Source organism: Natronomonas sp., from assembly GCF_046483325.1.
GTDB lineage: Archaea > Halobacteriota > Halobacteria > Halobacteriales > Haloarculaceae > Natronomonas.
Genome location: NZ_JAWODL010000024.1, coordinates 48,227 through 64,868, shown reverse-complemented (window position 1 = coordinate 64,868; position 16,642 = coordinate 48,227). Strand labels below are relative to the sequence as shown.

The following is a 16,642-nucleotide window of genomic DNA, read 5'->3' as shown; positions in this document are numbered from 1 at the left end:
CCGAAACTGGCGTCGATCACCGCGTCGTGGCAACGATCCCAAAATGATCGCCGTGGAGCGGTTCCAACGAGTGGGTTTCGATGATCTCGTAGTCGGCTTCGAGCGTCTCGACGACGTCCGCGCGGACCGCCTCGGGATCGCGAACGACGTCCTCGCTTCGGGGCTTGACGGCCAACAACAGATGCCCGCCGTCTTTGAGAAATCGGCGGTTCGCGAGCGCGACCTTCGCTTGGCCGCGCGTCGCGACGTCCTGAACGATCGCGTCGACCGGTTCGACGACGTGGGCGTACGTATCGGGCTTTCGTGCATCCTTCAACAGCGGGAAGAGATTCCCCCGAGGAACGGCCGCATCGAGCAGATCACGGGCCGGGCGGGCCGCGAACTCGACGGCGTACGTCGGGCCGGCGAAATCCGCGACGTGGCTGACGGTCGTCCCCGCTGCGGCCCCCAAATACAGCACGGTCTCGCCGCCGTCGAGGCCGGTCTCGATGCCGAGTTCGAACATCGCGCCGAGCTTCGACCGCCGGGGATCCCACCGCCGCCACGAACCGTCGGTCGGCTCACCGTATACGGGTTTACCCTCTGTCGCGAGCCGTTCGGTCCCGCCGAACGAGCGCCGCTCGACACCCTCGGGTAGACTCATTCGACGTCACGCTCCTGTATCGTCTCGATCCGATCGTGCAGTTCGGCTTCGAGGTCGGGGCGCAAATCCCCCGAGTAGTGATCGATACGCGCCGCGATCGCGAGCTTTCCGGCGATCGCTCGGGCGGCGGATCCGCGGTGTTGGGGGTGCGTTCCGCTCACCGCCTCGTGGGTGAAGATGATGCCGTGTTTCGGCGAGGGGGCCCGACCACGGAGGTGTGCGAACAGCGCCTCCTCCGCGCCGAGCACCTGGACCGTCCCCGCGGGCTTTCGAGCCAGTTGTTTCAACCCGCCGGCGAGGGCGATGAGTCGCGCGGCGAGCACCGGTCCGGCGAGTGCGGCGAGGTTTGGCGAGACCTCGGGTGCGGTCCGTTGGACGTGGCGTCTAAGGGCGTCCGTCTCGTCGGCGAGATCGCGGACCCGGCGTGCGAGCGAGAAGAGAGGATCAGCCGAATGCTCATCCTGCGCGAGCTGTCTCGCGTATCCAACGCCCGTTCCCGCGTCATCGCGTCGGCTCCCCGCCCATTCGGCGACGCGTTCGGACAGTTCGTTCGCGACACGCTCGCAGTCGTCCATCGCTCGAACGGCGTGAATGAGTTGTTTGTCGTCAGCAGTTTCGGCCGCGTTGACGGCCTCGCGGGTCGCGTACGTCGTCGCCTCGTGCAGACGTTCGTAGTACTCGTCCTCGTCGGCGGCGAATCCCGATTCGACGGCGAGCGTCGGCCACGCTCGCGGCTCGTCGGCGGAGCCGCCCTCTATCGCCTCGCGGGCACCGTCGAGATCGTCAGGATCGACGCCTCGAAACCACCCCGCGTGGGTGTTGTCGCTCATGTGTTTACTCCCCTCTCGGCACGTATAGGCGTTCCTCGATGGAATGGAGATCGCGATAGAGATGAGCCGTTCATCCCCCTCCGACGTGGGCTTCGAGCGCCTCGACGGTCGGTCCGAGCAGCTCCGGCAGGTGGTTCGTGAACGCCTCGGTCGGTATCTGCTCACCCGGGACCGCGTAGCCGTCGATCCCGTGAACGGTCGCAGTATCGACACCGCGATACCGACAGACGGCCCAGATGGCCGATGTCTCCATGCACAACGAGACGAAACCCTCACCTCGGTAGTGTTCGAGTTGAGGGATCGTCTCGCGAAACAGCGCGCTCGTTGTCCACGTTGGACCGCGGCGGGTCTCGACCGCATGCTTCGAAAACGCATCCCCGAGTCTGCCTAGCAGTTCCGGGGTGGGACGTACCGTCTCCTCCGGCGGGAGATAGTGATAGGACGCCCCTTCATCTCTGACGGCCCGTGTCGGAAGCAGGGCGGCGTCGGCCGGAACGTCCGGTTGTAGCGCCGCGCTTCCACCCAGCATGACGACGCACTCCGCGCCGCTGCCGATCGCCTTCTCCGTCGCGATCGCGGCGACGGGGGCACCGACACCCATCCGCTGAACCGGAATGAACCCGACGGAGTCCGAGATGGCGTGGTACTCGAAGGGCCGCCGCGTATCGGGATCGATCGGCGTTCCGGTATCCTTTATTTTCTCGTAGAGAGCGTCCTGAAATCCGAGGATAATCGCGGGTGGAAGGTCGGGCCGACCCTCCGTCGACGAGACCGACTCCATCGGCGAAAAGAGCGCTTCCGCGTCGTACGTAGGTCCGTAGTCGGGGATCATGACGTGTGTGGTAGATCCGTTGGCGGTCAGGGTTCGACGACGAGTTTGCCGAAGAAACTTTCGTTCATCACGTCACGTTGTGCGTCGTCCGCCTCTTCGAGGTCGTACGTTCGGGCGACCTCGACTTCGAGCGCGCCGGCCTCCATGAGGTGGGCGACGCCGCGAAGCGGCACTCGAAGATCGGGCGTGTTGAACATGCTCATCATCTTGTACCCGACGTCCTTCGCGCGGGCACTGGCCACGGCCGAAAAGCCGGGTGCCGGGTCGTTCTCGCCGATTCCGACGACAGTCGCATCCGTCGCGGCGACGTCGGCGTCGAACTGGAGGTAGTCGTTGAGTCGGTGGTCCAAGATCACGTCGACGCCGCCGTCAGAGGCGTCGAGTACCGCGTCCGCGAGATCGTCACGCCCGTAGTCCAGTACCGTTTCCGCACCGAACGCGGTCAGATCGTCGTGGTACTCCGGGCCGGCGGTCGTGATACACCGCGCGTGGACGGCCGCTGCGATCTGGACGGCGACGTGTCCGACGCCGCCGGAACCGCCGTGAACGAGGCAGTGTTCTGCGGGTCCGAGATCCGCGTGATCGACCAACGCTCGCCAGGCCGTGCAGGCGACGACGCCCGCCGCGCCGGCTTGGATCATGTCGACGCCGTCGGGGAGTTCGACGACTCGGTCGTCCGGAACGGTCGCGTACTCGGCGTAGGATCCTTGATACTCACCGTTTCCTATCCCGGTTCCGTACACCCGGTCACCGACCTCGAAGCCGTCGACGTGCTCGCCGGCTTTCGCGACCGTCCCGGCGAAATCGACGCCCGGTGTGAACGGCAGGCCGACCGGGACGTACGAGCCGTCCCGGAAGTACGTGTCTACTGGATTAACGCCCGCAGCCTCGACCTCCACGAGGAGTTCGTGTCCGCCCGGTTCGGAGCGATCGGGCTCTTCGACGCGCAGTACATCCGGGCCACCGTGATCCGCGATTCGAACGGCTCGCATAGTGGATGCTCTCGACGGAACATAATAAACGTGGATGTCGGCCAGACGTCGCGTAGCCGGCAGCGAGACGGCGGAGATCGCCGTCAGCAGACCGGCTTCGGATTGACGCCCATCGATTCGAGGGCTTCGGTGTACTCGTCGTATGCCGACTCGATCGCGCCGGTCGCGGCTTCGAGAGCGCGCTCCCAACACGCCTCGTCGTCGCCACACTCGCCCTCCAGCAGTTCCCGAGCACGCGCCATCTGGGCGTCGAGGTCGTCGCCCATCCCGCGAAACAGCGCCGCAGTTTGGGGATCTGCGTTACCGACGAAGAATCCTGTGAGTTGCGTCTTGGACTGCTCCGCGGCGAGCGTCCGACCGACGAACCCGCCGAGGCGTTCGACGGTGTCGTCGAGATCGCGGAGATACGCCTGTATCGCGGGCACATCGCCCGGATCGTGCGAATCGAGTTTCCCGGCCACGGTTTCGTAGTGGGAACGCTCCTCGGCTGCGGTCTCGTCGAACGCATCGGCGACCGTGCCCGTCTCGGCGTCGGCCCACGCGTCGTAGGTCTCCGCGGCGCGGTGCTCGGCCGTCGCGGCGGCGGCGAGCACCGTCTCGGTCTCCATCTCCCCACCGGTGTCGGCGTACAGCGACTTCGACGAACCGAGGCGCGAGAGCGCGGTCTGGTTCTCATCGCGAACGGCGTCGAGGAATTCGTCGGCGTTCATACTGATCGATACGATCGTATCCGTTTTGTATGCAGCGGTCCTCGGAGCGGACCGGCGTCTGCCGTCCACGGTCGCCGGTCGCAAAAAGCCGATTTCCCCGTCCACTACGAGGCCTCCCTTCTCACCGTTCCGCTTCGAGGCCGCCTTCCTTCGTCACTCTGCCTCGCCTTTCTCGATCGGCGCGCCGACCAGATTGCCCCACTCGGTCCACGAACCGTCGTAGTTGACCGTGTCTTCGTAGCCGAGGAGTTCGTGCAGCGCGAACCACGCGACCGACGACCGCTCGCCGATTCGGCAGTAGGCGACGGTCGTCTCGTCGCCGTCGATACCGTACTCGGCGTAGAGCTCGTTGAGTTCATCTGCATCTTTGAACGTCCCGTCGTCATTCGTGACGGCCGCCCACGAGATGTTCTGTGCGCCGGGGATGTGCCCGCCGCGCTGGGCCGTCTCGTTGAGTCCCGGCGGGGCGAGCACCTCGCCGCTAAACTCCTCTGGGGAGCGAACGTCGACGAGCGGGAGGCCGCGGTCGATCGCGTTCTCGACGTCCTCGCGGTAGGCTCGGATGGACTCGCGGGGGCCGGATGCCTCGTACTCGACCGCGGAGAACTCGGGGGTCTCGTCGGTCGTCGGGTAGTCGTTTTCGAGCCAGTACTCGCGGCCGCCGTCGAGCAGTTTCACGTCCTCGTGACCGTAGTACTTGAACTGCCAGTAGGTGTAGGCGGCGAACCAGTTCGCGTTGTCACCGTAGAGGACGACCGTCGTATCTTCGGTGACACCGTGCTCGCCGAGCAGCGCCTCGAAGTCGGCCTTGTCGAGGACGTCGCGCGTCGTCTGATCCTGGAGGTCGGTCTCCCAGTTGAGACCGATCGCTCCGGGCGCGTGCGACTCGTCGTAGGCCTCCGTGTCGACGTCGACTTCGATGAGACGGTAGGCGGCGTCGTCGCTCTCGAAATCGTCGAGATGATCTTCGACCCAGTCTGCGGAGACGAGCACGTCGTTCGCGTAATCGGAGTTACTCATTGCATATACCGGTACGAGCCCCACACATATACTCCCGTCCGTGACGGCACACTCCGCCGCACCTCATCGGTCACGGCAACGTACGCCCCTAACGGCGAACCGCCCCGACTCGAACGGTGAGGGACGTTCGGACCGGAGCGGTGATGTACGCCCCGGAGCTCGCAGTTTCTGGGGGAGGATCGCGTTCCAGATAGAAGAGAATTTTGCTGGTTTATCGGGACAGTCAGACGCGTGGATCGACGAACCGACCGCCGTCGGGGGAGCTCAAGTCGATCTGGACACGTCCACGTTATCGATCGTCCGTCCGGCGGCGCGCCGTTGCACCCATCGCGACCGCGAGAGCCAACGCAAGGACCGTCACCGCCACGCCGAATCCGGGCGTTTCCTCCGGCGTTGCAGTCGGCGTCGCTTCGGGAGGTTCCGTCTCGGCGTCGGGATCGATCCCGGTCACCGTGATCGGATCCGATTCGGTTCGGCTGTCGCTCGCGTCGATCGTCCGATCGCCGACGGTTTCGATCCGGACGGTCGTCTCGCCGCGATCGTCGGTCTCACCGACGGCTTCGCCGTCGAGTCGGACGGTAGCGCCCTGAACCGGCTCACCGTAAGCGTTCGTCACTTCGATTCGCGTGGTCTCGCCGACGATTATCCGATCGTTCGACGCCGTGAGGGTGAGTTCGTGAACGCGCTGCGCTGCCACCGTGGTCGATCGAGACTCCTCGCCGACGGTCTGAACGTGCGGCGTTCCCTCGTATCCGTCCTTCGTCGCGACGATACGGTATCGGGTGTTGACCGGTACGTTCAACGACGCGGAACCGTCGCTCGCACTCACGTTGGCGTCGAAGTTATCGGCCTCGATGTTAACACGGGCTCCGGTGAGCGTTTGCGGGGGCTCGAAGTGGTCGTCGATGACATCGATTTCGAGCGTGACACGACCCCGTTGCAGGACAGTCGTCCTTTCGGTCGCAGCGCCGACGGTCAGTTCACTTTCGTTTCGGAAAAAGCCCGGTTTGACTACCGACAACTGATACTCGCCGCGCTCTATGGTATCGGTTTGGAACGTGCCGTCGCCGTCGGTCTCGCCCGAGGAGATCGTATCCCCGTCCTGTCGAAGCCGGACGTTCGCATCCGAAAGTCGTTGGCCGTCCGACTGGATCACAGTTACCGTTGCGGTACCCTGCGGCAGCACCTGCAACTCGACCTCGCGCTCGTCGGCATCCGAGATCGAGAGCGGACGGTTTCTGACGTATCGGTCGTCGTCGATATCGAGGTCAACGTCGGCGCCCTGCGGGACGTCGATGAACACCTTTCCGTTGCTCGCCGTCGTGCCGGTCGCCTCGCCGCCGTCCCAACTCGCTTCGACGGTCGCATCCCCAACGGGCGCTTCGGTCTGATCGACGACGGCGACCGTAAGCGATACCTCGTCGTTGGCGGCCACAGTCGCCGACAAACCGAGACAAAGCACGACGACAGTGATTACCGCGAGAATCCACGATCGCATACGGACCACAGACCGAGTTCAATAATAGTTATACAGACGGTAATCCGTCGACGGACCGCCAATTCTTAATCCACGCCCACGAACGTTCCAATATGAACGATAGAGTCGTCGGGGTCGAGTGGCTCGCAGAGCGTCTCGAAACGGAAGGGGTAGCCGTCGTCGACGTTCGCGACGCCTGGGAGTACGACGGGATCGGCCACGTTCCGGGTGCGGTCAACGTCCCCTTCGATACGTTCAGAGCGGACGAGCACGGCGCGGCGGAGGCCGGGATGCTCCCGGGCGCGGGCGTCTTCGCCGAACTGATGGGATCGGCGGGGATCGCCCCCGACGACGACGTCGTCGCCTATGACGACACTCACGGCGTGTTCGCCGCCCGGTTGCTCGTGACGGCGGAATTGTACGGTCACGACCCCCACAGACTACACCTCCTCGACGGGGATTACTCGGTCTGGAATCGCTCGGAGCCGACGGCGACCGACGTACCCGAGGGCGAACCGGTCGAGTATCCGGCGAAATTCCGCGCCGACGGTCCGCTCATCGAACGCGAGACGGTCGAAGCCGCAGTCGACGACCCGGAGACGGTCGTCGTCGACACCCGCGAACCACACGAGTACGAGGAGGGACACATCCCCGGCGCAGTTCGGCTCGATTGGCGGGAACTCGTCGACACCGATGCGCGGACGATACGGCCGGAACCCGCGCTTCGGGATCTGCTCGAAGAACGGGGTATCGTTCCGGGGAAACGGATCATTCTGTACTGCAACACCGCCCGCCGGATCAGCCACACCTACACGGTCCTTCGAGCGCTCGGCTATTCGGACCTCTCCTTCTATGAGGGAAGCCTCACCGAGTGGGAGCGTGAGGGTGGTGCGCTCGAAACCGACGACTGAGCTCACTCGATCCGCTTCGCTCGGCGCTGCACAACTGTTTTGACGTTCGCGTCCCAAGCGAGGTCTATGACATTCGATCCCAGCGGTGGCGTCGACCCCGAGAACGTACAGGACCGCGTCGACAGCCTCATCGAGGAGAGCGAACTCGTCTTGTTCATGAAGGGGAACAAACTGATGCCTCAGTGTGGCTACTCTCAGAACGCCCTCGATATCCTCGGACGGTACCACGACGGCGAGGACATCGTCACCGAGGACGTGCTCCCGGCGCTGGACGCCTATCGAGCCGCCCTGAGCGAACACAGCGGCTGGGAAACGATCCCACAGACGTACGTCGACGGCGAGTTCATCGGTGGCAGCGACATCCTCGAAGAGCTTCACCAGCGAGGCGAGTTGGCCGACGAACTCGGCGTCGACGTCGATCCGGGCGCAGGTGACGACGGGCTCGAAGCGCCTTTTTAAACGAATCGTCCGATCGTTTTAAATAGCGCGTGTCCCCCGGCGAGATGTAGTGGAGCCGCACACTTCCTCGACGAAATGTATCTCTCGGCTCCGTTGAGACGTTCTCATTCGTACATACTCGGGTATCCAAAGCATCATCCGGTGGACGTACACAGCCGGTATCGGGCTTTTCATTTAATCTTTGCTCCAGCGGGGAAAAGACGTGTTATTTAAATATATCGCAGAGGCATACTGGTTGTATGTCCTCCCGAAAACGTGTCCCGATAGTGGCAGCGTTCGTCCTGATCGGTATCGCAGCGGTTCTGTACTCTGTGCTTGTCGCCCAGCGACTCCTCTTCGGTACCGGTATCGCGTTCGCGTTCTTCGTCATCGCGTTTTTCGTGTACTACGGGGGCATCAACCGGCCAACACTCACTCGCACAACGATCGTCGTCACGCTCATGTACGGCGTTTTCACTCTCGAACTCCCCGTTGCTGTCATCGCGGCCTGCATCGTCTACCTCACTGCATGGCTCACCGGGTCGGATAGCCCGTTCGACGCGCCTGACACGGAGATTTTCCCGGCGGAACTCGGGTAGCCACCGAGGGTCAACGAACGCGCGATCGCACGATCCGTGTGTAAATCGCTCCAGTCGTCACCGTAACTGCCACCGGTGGATCCGACTATCGCGAATGAACTCCTGGGAGCTTCCTCCTCGCATCTCTGTGAGAATACGTATTATTCGTCCTCGTCGTCGCGACGACGCCGTGGTTTGTCGACCGGCACGTAGGTCCGGCCGACGCTACCGCCGCCGAGCCACTCCCGCATGGAGAGTTGCCGTTCGATGCCGTCCTCACGGGCGGATTCGAGACGGCGTTCGGTGGTCTGGAAGTAGTTCACGATGGTCACGAGCAGGACACCGCCGATCGTGTTTCCGAGGAAGACCGGAAGGACGAACCCGACGAGGCCGGGGACGAGCGCCGCCTCACCGAGATAAAACAGGTACATGAGTTCGGTGAAAGAGACGACGACGTGAAAGAGGTCAGCCAGCGGGATCATGAGGAACGCTATATACACCAAAAAGAATCGCGAGATCGTATCTCGCGCCGCGAAATCGAGCCAGACGACGCCGGCGACGATCAATCCGGCGAAGCCCGCTTTGAAGAAAAGGTCCCAAAAGTCGGTCGCGAGGCCCTTCTCGGAGATTTCGAACGCGGCGGCGGCGGCTTCGGGCGAAAACACGCCGGTGTACGCGAGGATGAGAGCGCCAATCGCGCCCCCGGCGAAGTTCCCGATCGCGACGATGACCCACGTTCGCAACAGCGCCGGGAAGCTCGCCAATCGTTCCAACACGAGCGCGACCGGTGGCAGCGTGTTCTCCGTGTAGAGTTGGTACCCACCGAGGATGATATATATAAATCCGATCGGATACAGGAGCGAGGCGATGACCGGGCTGTCCGTTTTCGCGGTCATCGACGAGTAAATCAAGAAGGTGAGCGTGATCGCGAAGCCACCCGCCAGCGCACTGAAGAACAGTTCCCGCGTACCGGTGTCGATCTCTTCGTCGGCAGCCGCGATGATGCGTTGAAACACCTCGTCGGTGTCGAAACGATCGCGGACGACTTCGCCGACCGCCGGCGCACCGCTTCTGGATCGCTCGACCGCATCGCGGACGGATTCTTCACCCGAAGAAACCTGTTCGTCGTCCATTAGAGTACTGGCCGTTACATTACGGGGGTAAAAAATACCTCCTATCGACGCCGCTGGACCGCGCGGTATTTTAGCCAGGAACCTGTGTGTCGCGTATGGCTCTGGAGACACTCGTCGTAGCGGTCGGTCCGAACGACAACACCCGAACGGACGAACTGACGGAGGCGGTTCTCGATGTCGCGATCCCGACCGATTCGAGCGTCGTCCTCCTCCACGCGTTCGACGAACGGGCATACGAGAAGGGAATCGAGGAGGCCGGGTTCGATCCGGACGAGTCTCCGTCGGCGAACGAACTCGCCGAACGGCTCGAAGGGATCGATATCATCTCGGAGGCGCTCGACGCGGCGGATGTACCCTGCGAGATTCGAGGAGAGATCGGCGCTGAAGGGGATACCATCCTGCAAACGACCGAGGCGGTCGGCGGAGACCTGCTGTATATAAGCGGTCGAAAGCGGTCCCCGACCGGGAAGGCAGTGTTCGGGAGCATCTCCCACCGGATCATGATGAACTCGTCGTGTCCGGTGTTATTCGTCAGGGAGGGCGTCTACAGCGACGACGAGAACGTGGAATAACGAAATCCGAGACGGCATCTCATCGGCCCAACTCCTCGTGCGCACTCGCCAAGTGATTCGACGCGAGCGCACCGAGAAGCGACAGTTCGCCGGCCAACGCGGCGGTCGTAACGATCTCCGCGAGCGCGTCGGCGTTCGACCCTGGCGGGTCGCCGCCGCCCCGGACGCCGACGATATCGAGCGCCTCGCGTTGGGTCGGTAGTTTCGTGCCGCCGCCGACGGTCCCGACTTCGAGCGACGCGATCGTGAGGCTGGCGTAGAGGCCGTCCTCGCGGGCGTCAGCGGTCGTGATCGCGTTCGAGCCCTCCACGACTTGGGCGATATCTTGCCCGGTAGCGAGGAACGCCGCAGCGACGGTGTTCGCCGTGTGCGCGTTGAAGCCGAGCGCGCCGGCTTTCGCCGATCCGATCAGGTTCTTTCTCGTGTTCACCTCGGCGATCGCCTCGGGCGTGGTCCCGAAGTAGCCCTCGACGACATCGCGAGGGATCGACACGTCGGCTGCGACCGTCCGGCCCCGGCCCTCGACGCTGTTTATTGCCGCCGGCTTCTTGTCGCTACAGAGGTTTCCTGACAGCGCGACGAGTTCCGCGGGCGTCTCGGCTTCGATCGTCTCGCAGGCGGCCTGCGTCGCGATCGTCGCCATGTTCATGCCCATCGCATCCTTCGTGTCGTAGGCGAACCGGAAGAAGACGTTGTCGCCGACCACGTACGGCGTCACGCCGCGCAGTTCGCCGTGGTTCGTCGTCGATTCGGTGACCGCCGCGAGTTCGTCGACGTGCTCGCGGACCCACGCGGCGGTTTCGCTCGCCTCGGCCACGTCGCTGACGCGGAAGACCGGCGCGCGCGTCATCGCGTTTTTCAACACACGAGCGGTCGCACCGTCGGCCGCCCGAATCGCGGCACAGCCGCGGTTGACGGACGCGAGAAGCGCTCCCTCCGTGGTCGCCAGCGGCAGGTACCTTTTCCCCTTCATCGCGCCACCGTCGACCTCGATCGGGCCGGCGACTCCCATCGGTATCTGCGCCGCTCCGAACATGTTCTCGATGTTCGGTTCGGCCACGGCAGCATCGAAGGCGTACGAGCCGATCGTGTCGAGGTCCGCGTCGGTCTTGGCTGTAAGAAGCCGCCTCCGAGCGGCGGCCGCATCGTCCGGATCGGCGTGCTGTTCGAGTTCGTGTAACCGCACGTCGCCGTCTCTGACGGCGGTGACGAGCGCGTCGACGTCCATACCGGCGGGTCGAGGTCCGATGACAAAGGGGTTTCCGTCCGCCGGTCGCCGCGAACGTCGCGACGGACGGCTGGATTCAAGACGGTGGCATCCGCCTCTCCGATATGACACGCGCCGCGGACAGGATCTTCCAGAACGCCGACGGCCACACCCTCGGCCCGACGGACGAGACGTTCGACGCCGTCGCTGTTCGAGACGGGCGGGTGGTCAGGATCGGGAGCGATTACGAGGTTCGATTCTTGGAGGGCGTCGAGACCGAGGTGATCGACTGTTGCGGACGGACGATGGTGCCGGGATTCATCGACGCGCACGCCCACATGGAGATCGTCGGTCGTCGACTCATCCACGCAGACCTCGGCGCAGCGAGCAGTCGGGCGGAGGCTATCGAGCTGCTCGGGACGGAATCCGACGGCGAGTGGCTGCTTGGCTACGGCTACGACGAGTCGACGTGGGATGATCGGCGATACCTGACCCGCGAGGATCTCGATCGCGTCTCCACGGACCGTCCCGTGGTGGCGTTCCGGGAGGATCTACACACGGCGTCGGTCAACTCCGTCGTTCTCGAACGCTACGTCGGTGACCTACCGGGATCGGGCGTTGAACGCGATACCGACGAGCCGACGGGCGTCGTCACCGAGGACGCCGCGGAGTTCCTCAGAGCAGAAACCTCCCCCGATCGCGAAGAGACAAAACGGCTCGTTGAGGCCGCCCGCGACTACGCGCACCGACTCGGCGTCACCGCGGTTCACGACATGGTTCGACACTCAGATGCGCCGGCGGCCTACCGCGAGTTGGCGCGCGACGGCGACCTCGATCTCAGAGTTCGGCTCTACTACTGGGCTGATCATCTCGACGCGATCGACGAACTCGGCCTCGTCACGAACGGCGGCAACGAGTACGTGGAGGTCGGCGGCGTCAAGACCTTCACCGACGGGTCTATCGGCGCGGGGACGGCGAAACTCTCGACGCCCTACGCGGATCGCGAGGGGACCGGCGAGTGGGTCGTCGATCCGAGTGAACTGGCCGAGATCGCCGACAGGGCGACTGCAATCGACCTCCAATTGGCCGTTCACGCGATCGGCGACGAAGCGATCGCCGAGACGCTCGAAGCGCTGCCAGCCGACTCGACGCTTCGACACCGGATCGAGCACGCGGAGCTACTTCCGGACGACCTCTCCACGTTCGGCGCGGTCGCCTCGATGCAGCCGAACTTTCTGCGGTGGGCCCGCGAAGACGGCCTTTATCAGGCCCGACTTGGGGACGACCGAACGGCCGAGTCGAACCGGTTTGGGGACGTACTCGCCGCGGGAGTTCCACTCGCGTTCGGGAGCGACTGTATGCCATTCGATCCGCTCTACGGTATAGAACAGGCGGTCACCGCACCACGCGAAAGCCAGCAGCTGTCGGTCACCGAGGCTCTCAGAGCCTACACGTCAGGGGCGGCCTACGCCGGGCACGACGAGGATCGGCTCGGGGCGATCGCCCCCGGTATGTGTGCCGACTTTGTGCTCCTCTCGGAGTCGCCGTGGGACGTCGATCCCGAGGCGATAGCGGATATTGAGGTCACGACGACGGTCGTCGGTGGAACCGTCGCCTACGAGCAACCGGCATAGCTCCCGATCGCTCTATCGGAGCGAAGCGGCGAGTGCAGAGTAGCGTTTTAAGGGTTGCGGCCACAAACGGTGGGTATATGGGTATCCTCTCGCGGGCCTCGTACGTCATCCGCTCGAAAGTCAACGCCGTCCTGAATCGGGCTGAAGACCCCCACGAAACGCTCGATTACTCCTACGAACAGCTTCGAGACGAGCTCCAGGACGTTAAAAAGGGAATCGCGGACCTGACGACACAGAAGAAGCGGCTCGAAATTCAGAAACGCCGACTCGAAGAGAACGTCGAGAAACACAACGACCAAGCCAGACAGGCCGTCGAGCAGGACCGCGACGACCTCGCGCGCCGAGCGCTCGAGAAGAAAAAGCAGAAAATGAATCAGATCGAGGACCTGGAATCGCAGATCGCGAGCCTCCAGAACACCCAGGACAACCTCGTCGAGAAGAAAAACGAGCTCCAAAACCGGATTCAGCAGTTCCGCACCGAAAAAGAGACCATGAAGGCTCGCTACGAGGCGGCCGAAGCCAGCGCCCGCGTCAGCGAGGCGATGACCGGAGCCGGCGACGAAATGGAGAACATATCCAGATCGATCGAGCGTGCCAGAGAGCGCACCGAAGACATGGAGGCTCGCGCCGCCGCGATGGACGAACTCGAGGAGAGCGGGGCCTTCGAGAGCGCCCTCTCGGACGAGGACGATCTCGACCGCGAACTCGAGGAGATGCGTCAAAGCGGTGAGGTCGATGCCGAACTGGAGACGCTGAAAGCGGAGGCGGGGAAAGGCGAGTCCAGCGGTGACGACGTGTCGGTGGAACTCGACGACGACACCGAGGCCGACGGCGAGGTCGATCCCGAGATCGAAGCCGAACTCGACGAGATCAAAAACGACGACGAGTAAGCGCTAACGGACCGACGACTACTCGTCGACGAAATCCGGCTCGATACGCTTTTCCTCGACTTCACCTTCCAGGTGGGTTTTGAACGTCCCGACGTCGATGTCCTTCGCCTCCCTCTCGAAACGGTCCCGGACGGAGACGGTGCCGGCCTCCTCCTCGTTGTCCCCGACGACGAGCATGTATGGAACTCGGTCGTCGTGGGCAGTCTGGATCTTCTTGCCGACAGTCCACGATCGGTCCTCGATCTCGACGCGGAACTCACCCAAGTATCGGTTCTTGAGCTGTTTTGCGTAGCCGATGTTGTCGTCCGAAACGGGGAGAATCCTGACCTGCTCGGGCGCGAGCCACGTCGGGAACTTACCGTCGAAGTGCTCGATGAGCACCATAAAGAACCGCTCGTAGCTGCCGTAGAGCGCTCGGTGGATCATCACCGGCTGGTGTTCCTCGTTGTCTTCGCCCGTATAGGAGAGATCGAAGCGCTCGGGCATATTGAAATCGAGCTGCACGGTCGGGCCGTCCCAGTTGCGGCCGAGCGCGTCCCGGAACGCGAAGTCGATCTTCGGCCCGTAGAACGCGCCGTCGCCGGCTTCGACGTCGTAGTCCATCCCGCTCGCTTCGAGCACGTCACGAAGTTGGGATTCGGCCTGCTCCCAGATCTCGTCGGAGCCGACCGACTTCTCGGGGCGGGTCGCGAAGGCGACGTCGTAGTCGAGGTCGAACGTGTCGAGGACCTCGTTGATTTGATCCATGACGACGTTCACCTCCCTCTCGATCGATTCGGGTTTCACGAAGAGGTGGCCGTCATCGATCGTGAACGCCCACACGCGCGAGAGCCCCGAGAGTTCGCCGCGCTGTTCCTTTCGGTAGACCTTTCCGTTCTCAGCGTACCGGACCGGCAGGTCGCGATACGACCAGTTGCCCTGGTTGAAGATCGTCGCGTGACCCGGACAATTCATCGGCTTGAGACCGTACTCCTCGTCGTTCACATCGAGGAGGAACATGTCGTCGACGTAGTTGTCGTAGTGACCCGACTGCTTCCACAGCTCCGTGCGGAACAGATGCGGTGTCTCGACGAAGTCGTAGTCTTGAGCGTCGTTCAGGGCGTCGACGAACATCTCGAGTTCCCGGAGGATCGCCTTTCCGTTCGGGTGGTACAGCGGGAGTCCGGGGCCGGTCACGTCGGGGATTGAGAACAGATCCAGTTCTCGACCGAGTTTTCGGTGGTCGCGCTTTCTCGCCTCCTCGCGCTGTTCGAGGAACCGCTCGAGGTCGGCCTCGCTCTCGAAGGCCGTCCCGTACACGCGCGTGAGCGTGTCGTTGTCCTCGTCGCCGCGCCAGTACGCCGCCGCGATGTTCAGGAGTTTAACCGCGCCTATCTCGCCCGTGGAATCGACGTGCGGGCCGCGACAGAGGTCCTGCCAGTCGTCCTGTGTATAAAACGTGACGGTCTCCTCGCCGGCGGCCTCGGTCTCGAGGATCTCGCGTTTGTACTCGTTCTCGTCGTAGATCTCGAGGGCTTCCTCACGGGAGCGCTCGACGCGTTCGATGGGGTAGTCGGCCTCGATGATGGCCTCCATCTCCGATTCGATCGCTTCGAGATCGTCGGCCTCGAGGTCGACGCCCGTCACGTCGTAGTAAAACCCCTCGTCGGTGGGCGGGCCGATGGCGAGTTTCGCCTCCGGGTGGAGTCGCTGGAGCGCCTGCGCGAAGACGTGGGCAGCGGAGTGACGGAGCACCCGCAAGTACTCCTCGGATTGCTCCGTGACGATTATGAGTTCACAGTCCTCGAACAGGGGTTCGCTCTTGGCAGTAAGTTCTCCGTCGACGATACCCGCGATCGTATCCGAACCGAGCCCCGGCCCGATCTCGTAGGCCACGTCCTCGACGGACGATCCGGCCTCGACTTCGAGTTCGGAACCGTCCGGCAACGTGACGACGATTTGGCTCATGGCTACCTCAACTTCGGGCACTCGGATAAGTCCAACCTTTCGATGTGGCGGCCGCGACCGACCGGCACGACCCGATTGCAGCCGATTTATGTGTCTCTCGACACTACGTATCGGTATGTCACCGGAGGAGCCACTCGACGACGAGTCGGAGCCCAAATCCGAACCCAAGTCCGAGTCTGCCGATCAGCAACCGGCGACCGCCACGGCCGAGAGCGAAGAGCCCGAACAAGCGAGCGGATCGGACGACTCGGACGATCCGGTACGTCCCGCAGGGACGGGCGAACCCCCTGACGAATCGACGGAGACCGACGCGAGTGCGGAGGACGAGGACGGCGAAGAAACGATCGACCCGAAGTCCATCTCGAATATCGAGCGGATCGTTATGGATGCGGACGAACTGGTTCGGGCCTTCGCGTACAACGGACAGGAGGACATCAGCGAGAAGGGTAAGGTGGTGTTCAGTCTCACCCCGCCGTTCACCGAAGCCGTCGAGCCGACGCTTCGTCACCTCGAAGAAGATTCGAGGGAGGGTAAAGTCGACGGTGAGATCCACCTTCGACCGTTCCGCTTCGTGGTCGATGGTCGCCAGGTGATCGAACAGCGTCCGACGCGGCGGCTCGCGATCGAAGAACTCGAAGAGGACGAGCCGGACGAGACGACGATCGAGACGTGGCTCGATGAGGCGATGGAAACATGGACATCCCACGTTCGCGACAACCTCGCTGAATCGGTCGATATATTCTCGCCGAACGGAATGGCCATCGTGAGAGTCGAGTACGAGGGGTCGTCAGAATCGGTCGAGGCGTAATCGACGGACGCACGAACGCG

16 protein-coding genes and 1 pseudogene are annotated in these 16,642 nt (G+C 63.4%); 7 read left to right on the top strand and 10 right to left on the bottom strand.

Features of this window, described 5'->3' with window-relative positions; genetic code table 11:
• Positions 1–16 precede the first annotated feature (16 nt).
• The 7 genes from R6U53_RS07790 to R6U53_RS07760 all read right to left on the bottom strand — a co-directional run bounded on the left by R6U53_RS07790 (position 17) and on the right by R6U53_RS07760 (position 6,525).
• Positions 17–643: a fibrillarin-like rRNA/tRNA 2'-O-methyltransferase gene (locus R6U53_RS07790; RefSeq protein WP_410321794.1), complete on the bottom strand. Its 627-nt coding sequence runs from the start codon at positions 641–643 to the stop codon at positions 17–19.
• The gene (locus R6U53_RS07785) at positions 640–1,473 is read right to left on the bottom strand and encodes an NOP5/NOP56 family protein (RefSeq protein ID WP_410321793.1); all 834 of its coding nucleotides are present in this window, start codon (positions 1,471–1,473) and stop codon (positions 640–642) included. Before R6U53_RS07785 ends, R6U53_RS07790 begins: the two co-directional genes overlap by 4 nt.
• A gap of 70 nt (positions 1,474–1,543) precedes the next feature.
• The gene (locus R6U53_RS07780; protein WP_410321792.1) at positions 1,544–2,305 is read right to left on the bottom strand and encodes a nucleoside phosphorylase; all 762 of its coding nucleotides are present in this window, start codon (positions 2,303–2,305) and stop codon (positions 1,544–1,546) included.
• A 26-nt stretch (positions 2,306–2,331) separates the two neighbouring features.
• Positions 2,332–3,297, bottom strand: coding sequence for an NADPH:quinone reductase (locus R6U53_RS07775; protein WP_410321791.1), 966 nt, complete (start codon positions 3,295–3,297; stop codon positions 2,332–2,334).
• A gap of 83 nt (positions 3,298–3,380) precedes the next feature.
• Positions 3,381–4,007 carry a rubrerythrin family protein gene (locus R6U53_RS07770; RefSeq protein ID WP_410321790.1) on the bottom strand — a complete coding sequence of 209 codons (627 nt, stop codon included), beginning with the start codon at positions 4,005–4,007 and terminating at the stop codon, positions 3,381–3,383.
• Positions 4,008–4,160: 153 nt separating this feature from the next.
• Positions 4,161–5,027, bottom strand: a complete 867-nt coding sequence (locus tag R6U53_RS07765) for a sulfurtransferase (protein ID WP_410321789.1) — start codon at positions 5,025–5,027, stop codon at positions 4,161–4,163.
• Between the two features lie 289 nt (positions 5,028–5,316).
• The gene (locus R6U53_RS07760) at positions 5,317–6,525 is read right to left on the bottom strand and encodes a carboxypeptidase-like regulatory domain-containing protein (RefSeq protein ID WP_410321788.1); all 1,209 of its coding nucleotides are present in this window, start codon (positions 6,523–6,525) and stop codon (positions 5,317–5,319) included.
• 92 nt (positions 6,526–6,617) lie between these two features.
• On the opposite strand from R6U53_RS07760, the gene R6U53_RS07755 reads away from it, so the two are divergent.
• The 3 genes from R6U53_RS07755 to R6U53_RS07745 all read left to right on the top strand — a co-directional run bounded on the left by R6U53_RS07755 (position 6,618) and on the right by R6U53_RS07745 (position 8,452).
• A complete protein-coding gene (locus tag R6U53_RS07755) occupies positions 6,618–7,415 on the top strand; it encodes a sulfurtransferase (RefSeq protein ID WP_410321787.1) in 798 nt (265 codons plus the stop codon).
• A 66-nt stretch (positions 7,416–7,481) separates the two neighbouring features.
• The gene (locus tag R6U53_RS07750; RefSeq protein WP_410321786.1) at positions 7,482–7,874 is read left to right on the top strand and encodes a glutaredoxin family protein; all 393 of its coding nucleotides are present in this window, start codon (positions 7,482–7,484) and stop codon (positions 7,872–7,874) included.
• A 266-nt stretch (positions 7,875–8,140) separates the two neighbouring features.
• On the top strand, positions 8,141–8,452 hold the full coding sequence (locus R6U53_RS07745; RefSeq protein ID WP_410321785.1) for a hypothetical protein: 312 nt from the start codon (positions 8,141–8,143) through the stop codon (positions 8,450–8,452).
• Between the two features lie 146 nt (positions 8,453–8,598).
• Here R6U53_RS07745 and R6U53_RS07740 read toward each other — a convergent pair.
• Positions 8,599–9,564 (bottom strand): annotated as a pseudogene (locus R6U53_RS07740) (formate/nitrite transporter family protein); the annotation flags it as partial.
• A gap of 95 nt (positions 9,565–9,659) precedes the next feature.
• On the opposite strand from R6U53_RS07740, the gene R6U53_RS07735 reads away from it, so the two are divergent.
• Positions 9,660–10,136 carry a universal stress protein gene (locus R6U53_RS07735; protein WP_410321784.1) on the top strand — a complete coding sequence of 159 codons (477 nt, stop codon included), beginning with the start codon at positions 9,660–9,662 and terminating at the stop codon, positions 10,134–10,136.
• Between the two features lie 19 nt (positions 10,137–10,155).
• Here R6U53_RS07735 and hmgA read toward each other — a convergent pair whose 3' ends face one another.
• A complete protein-coding gene (hmgA, locus tag R6U53_RS07730) occupies positions 10,156–11,364 on the bottom strand; it encodes a hydroxymethylglutaryl-CoA reductase (NADPH) (protein ID WP_410321783.1) in 1,209 nt (402 codons plus the stop codon).
• A gap of 104 nt (positions 11,365–11,468) precedes the next feature.
• On the opposite strand from hmgA, the gene R6U53_RS07725 reads away from it, so the two are divergent.
• Positions 11,469–12,977, top strand: a complete 1,509-nt coding sequence (locus tag R6U53_RS07725; protein WP_410321782.1) for an amidohydrolase — start codon at positions 11,469–11,471, stop codon at positions 12,975–12,977.
• A 77-nt stretch (positions 12,978–13,054) separates the two neighbouring features.
• On the top strand, positions 13,055–13,867 hold the full coding sequence (locus R6U53_RS07720; RefSeq protein ID WP_410321781.1) for a PspA/IM30 family protein: 813 nt from the start codon (positions 13,055–13,057) through the stop codon (positions 13,865–13,867).
• Positions 13,868–13,885: 18 nt separating this feature from the next.
• Here the strand turns inward: R6U53_RS07720 and thrS are convergent, their stop codons facing one another.
• Positions 13,886–15,814, bottom strand: coding sequence for a threonine--tRNA ligase (thrS, locus tag R6U53_RS07715; RefSeq protein WP_410321780.1), 1,929 nt, complete (start codon positions 15,812–15,814; stop codon positions 13,886–13,888).
• A gap of 115 nt (positions 15,815–15,929) precedes the next feature.
• Between thrS and R6U53_RS07710 the strand changes: the two genes are divergently transcribed.
• Complete coding sequence (locus R6U53_RS07710) at positions 15,930–16,622, top strand: hypothetical protein (protein WP_410321779.1); 693 nt, start codon at positions 15,930–15,932, stop codon at positions 16,620–16,622.
• Positions 16,623–16,642: the final 20 nt, after the last annotated feature.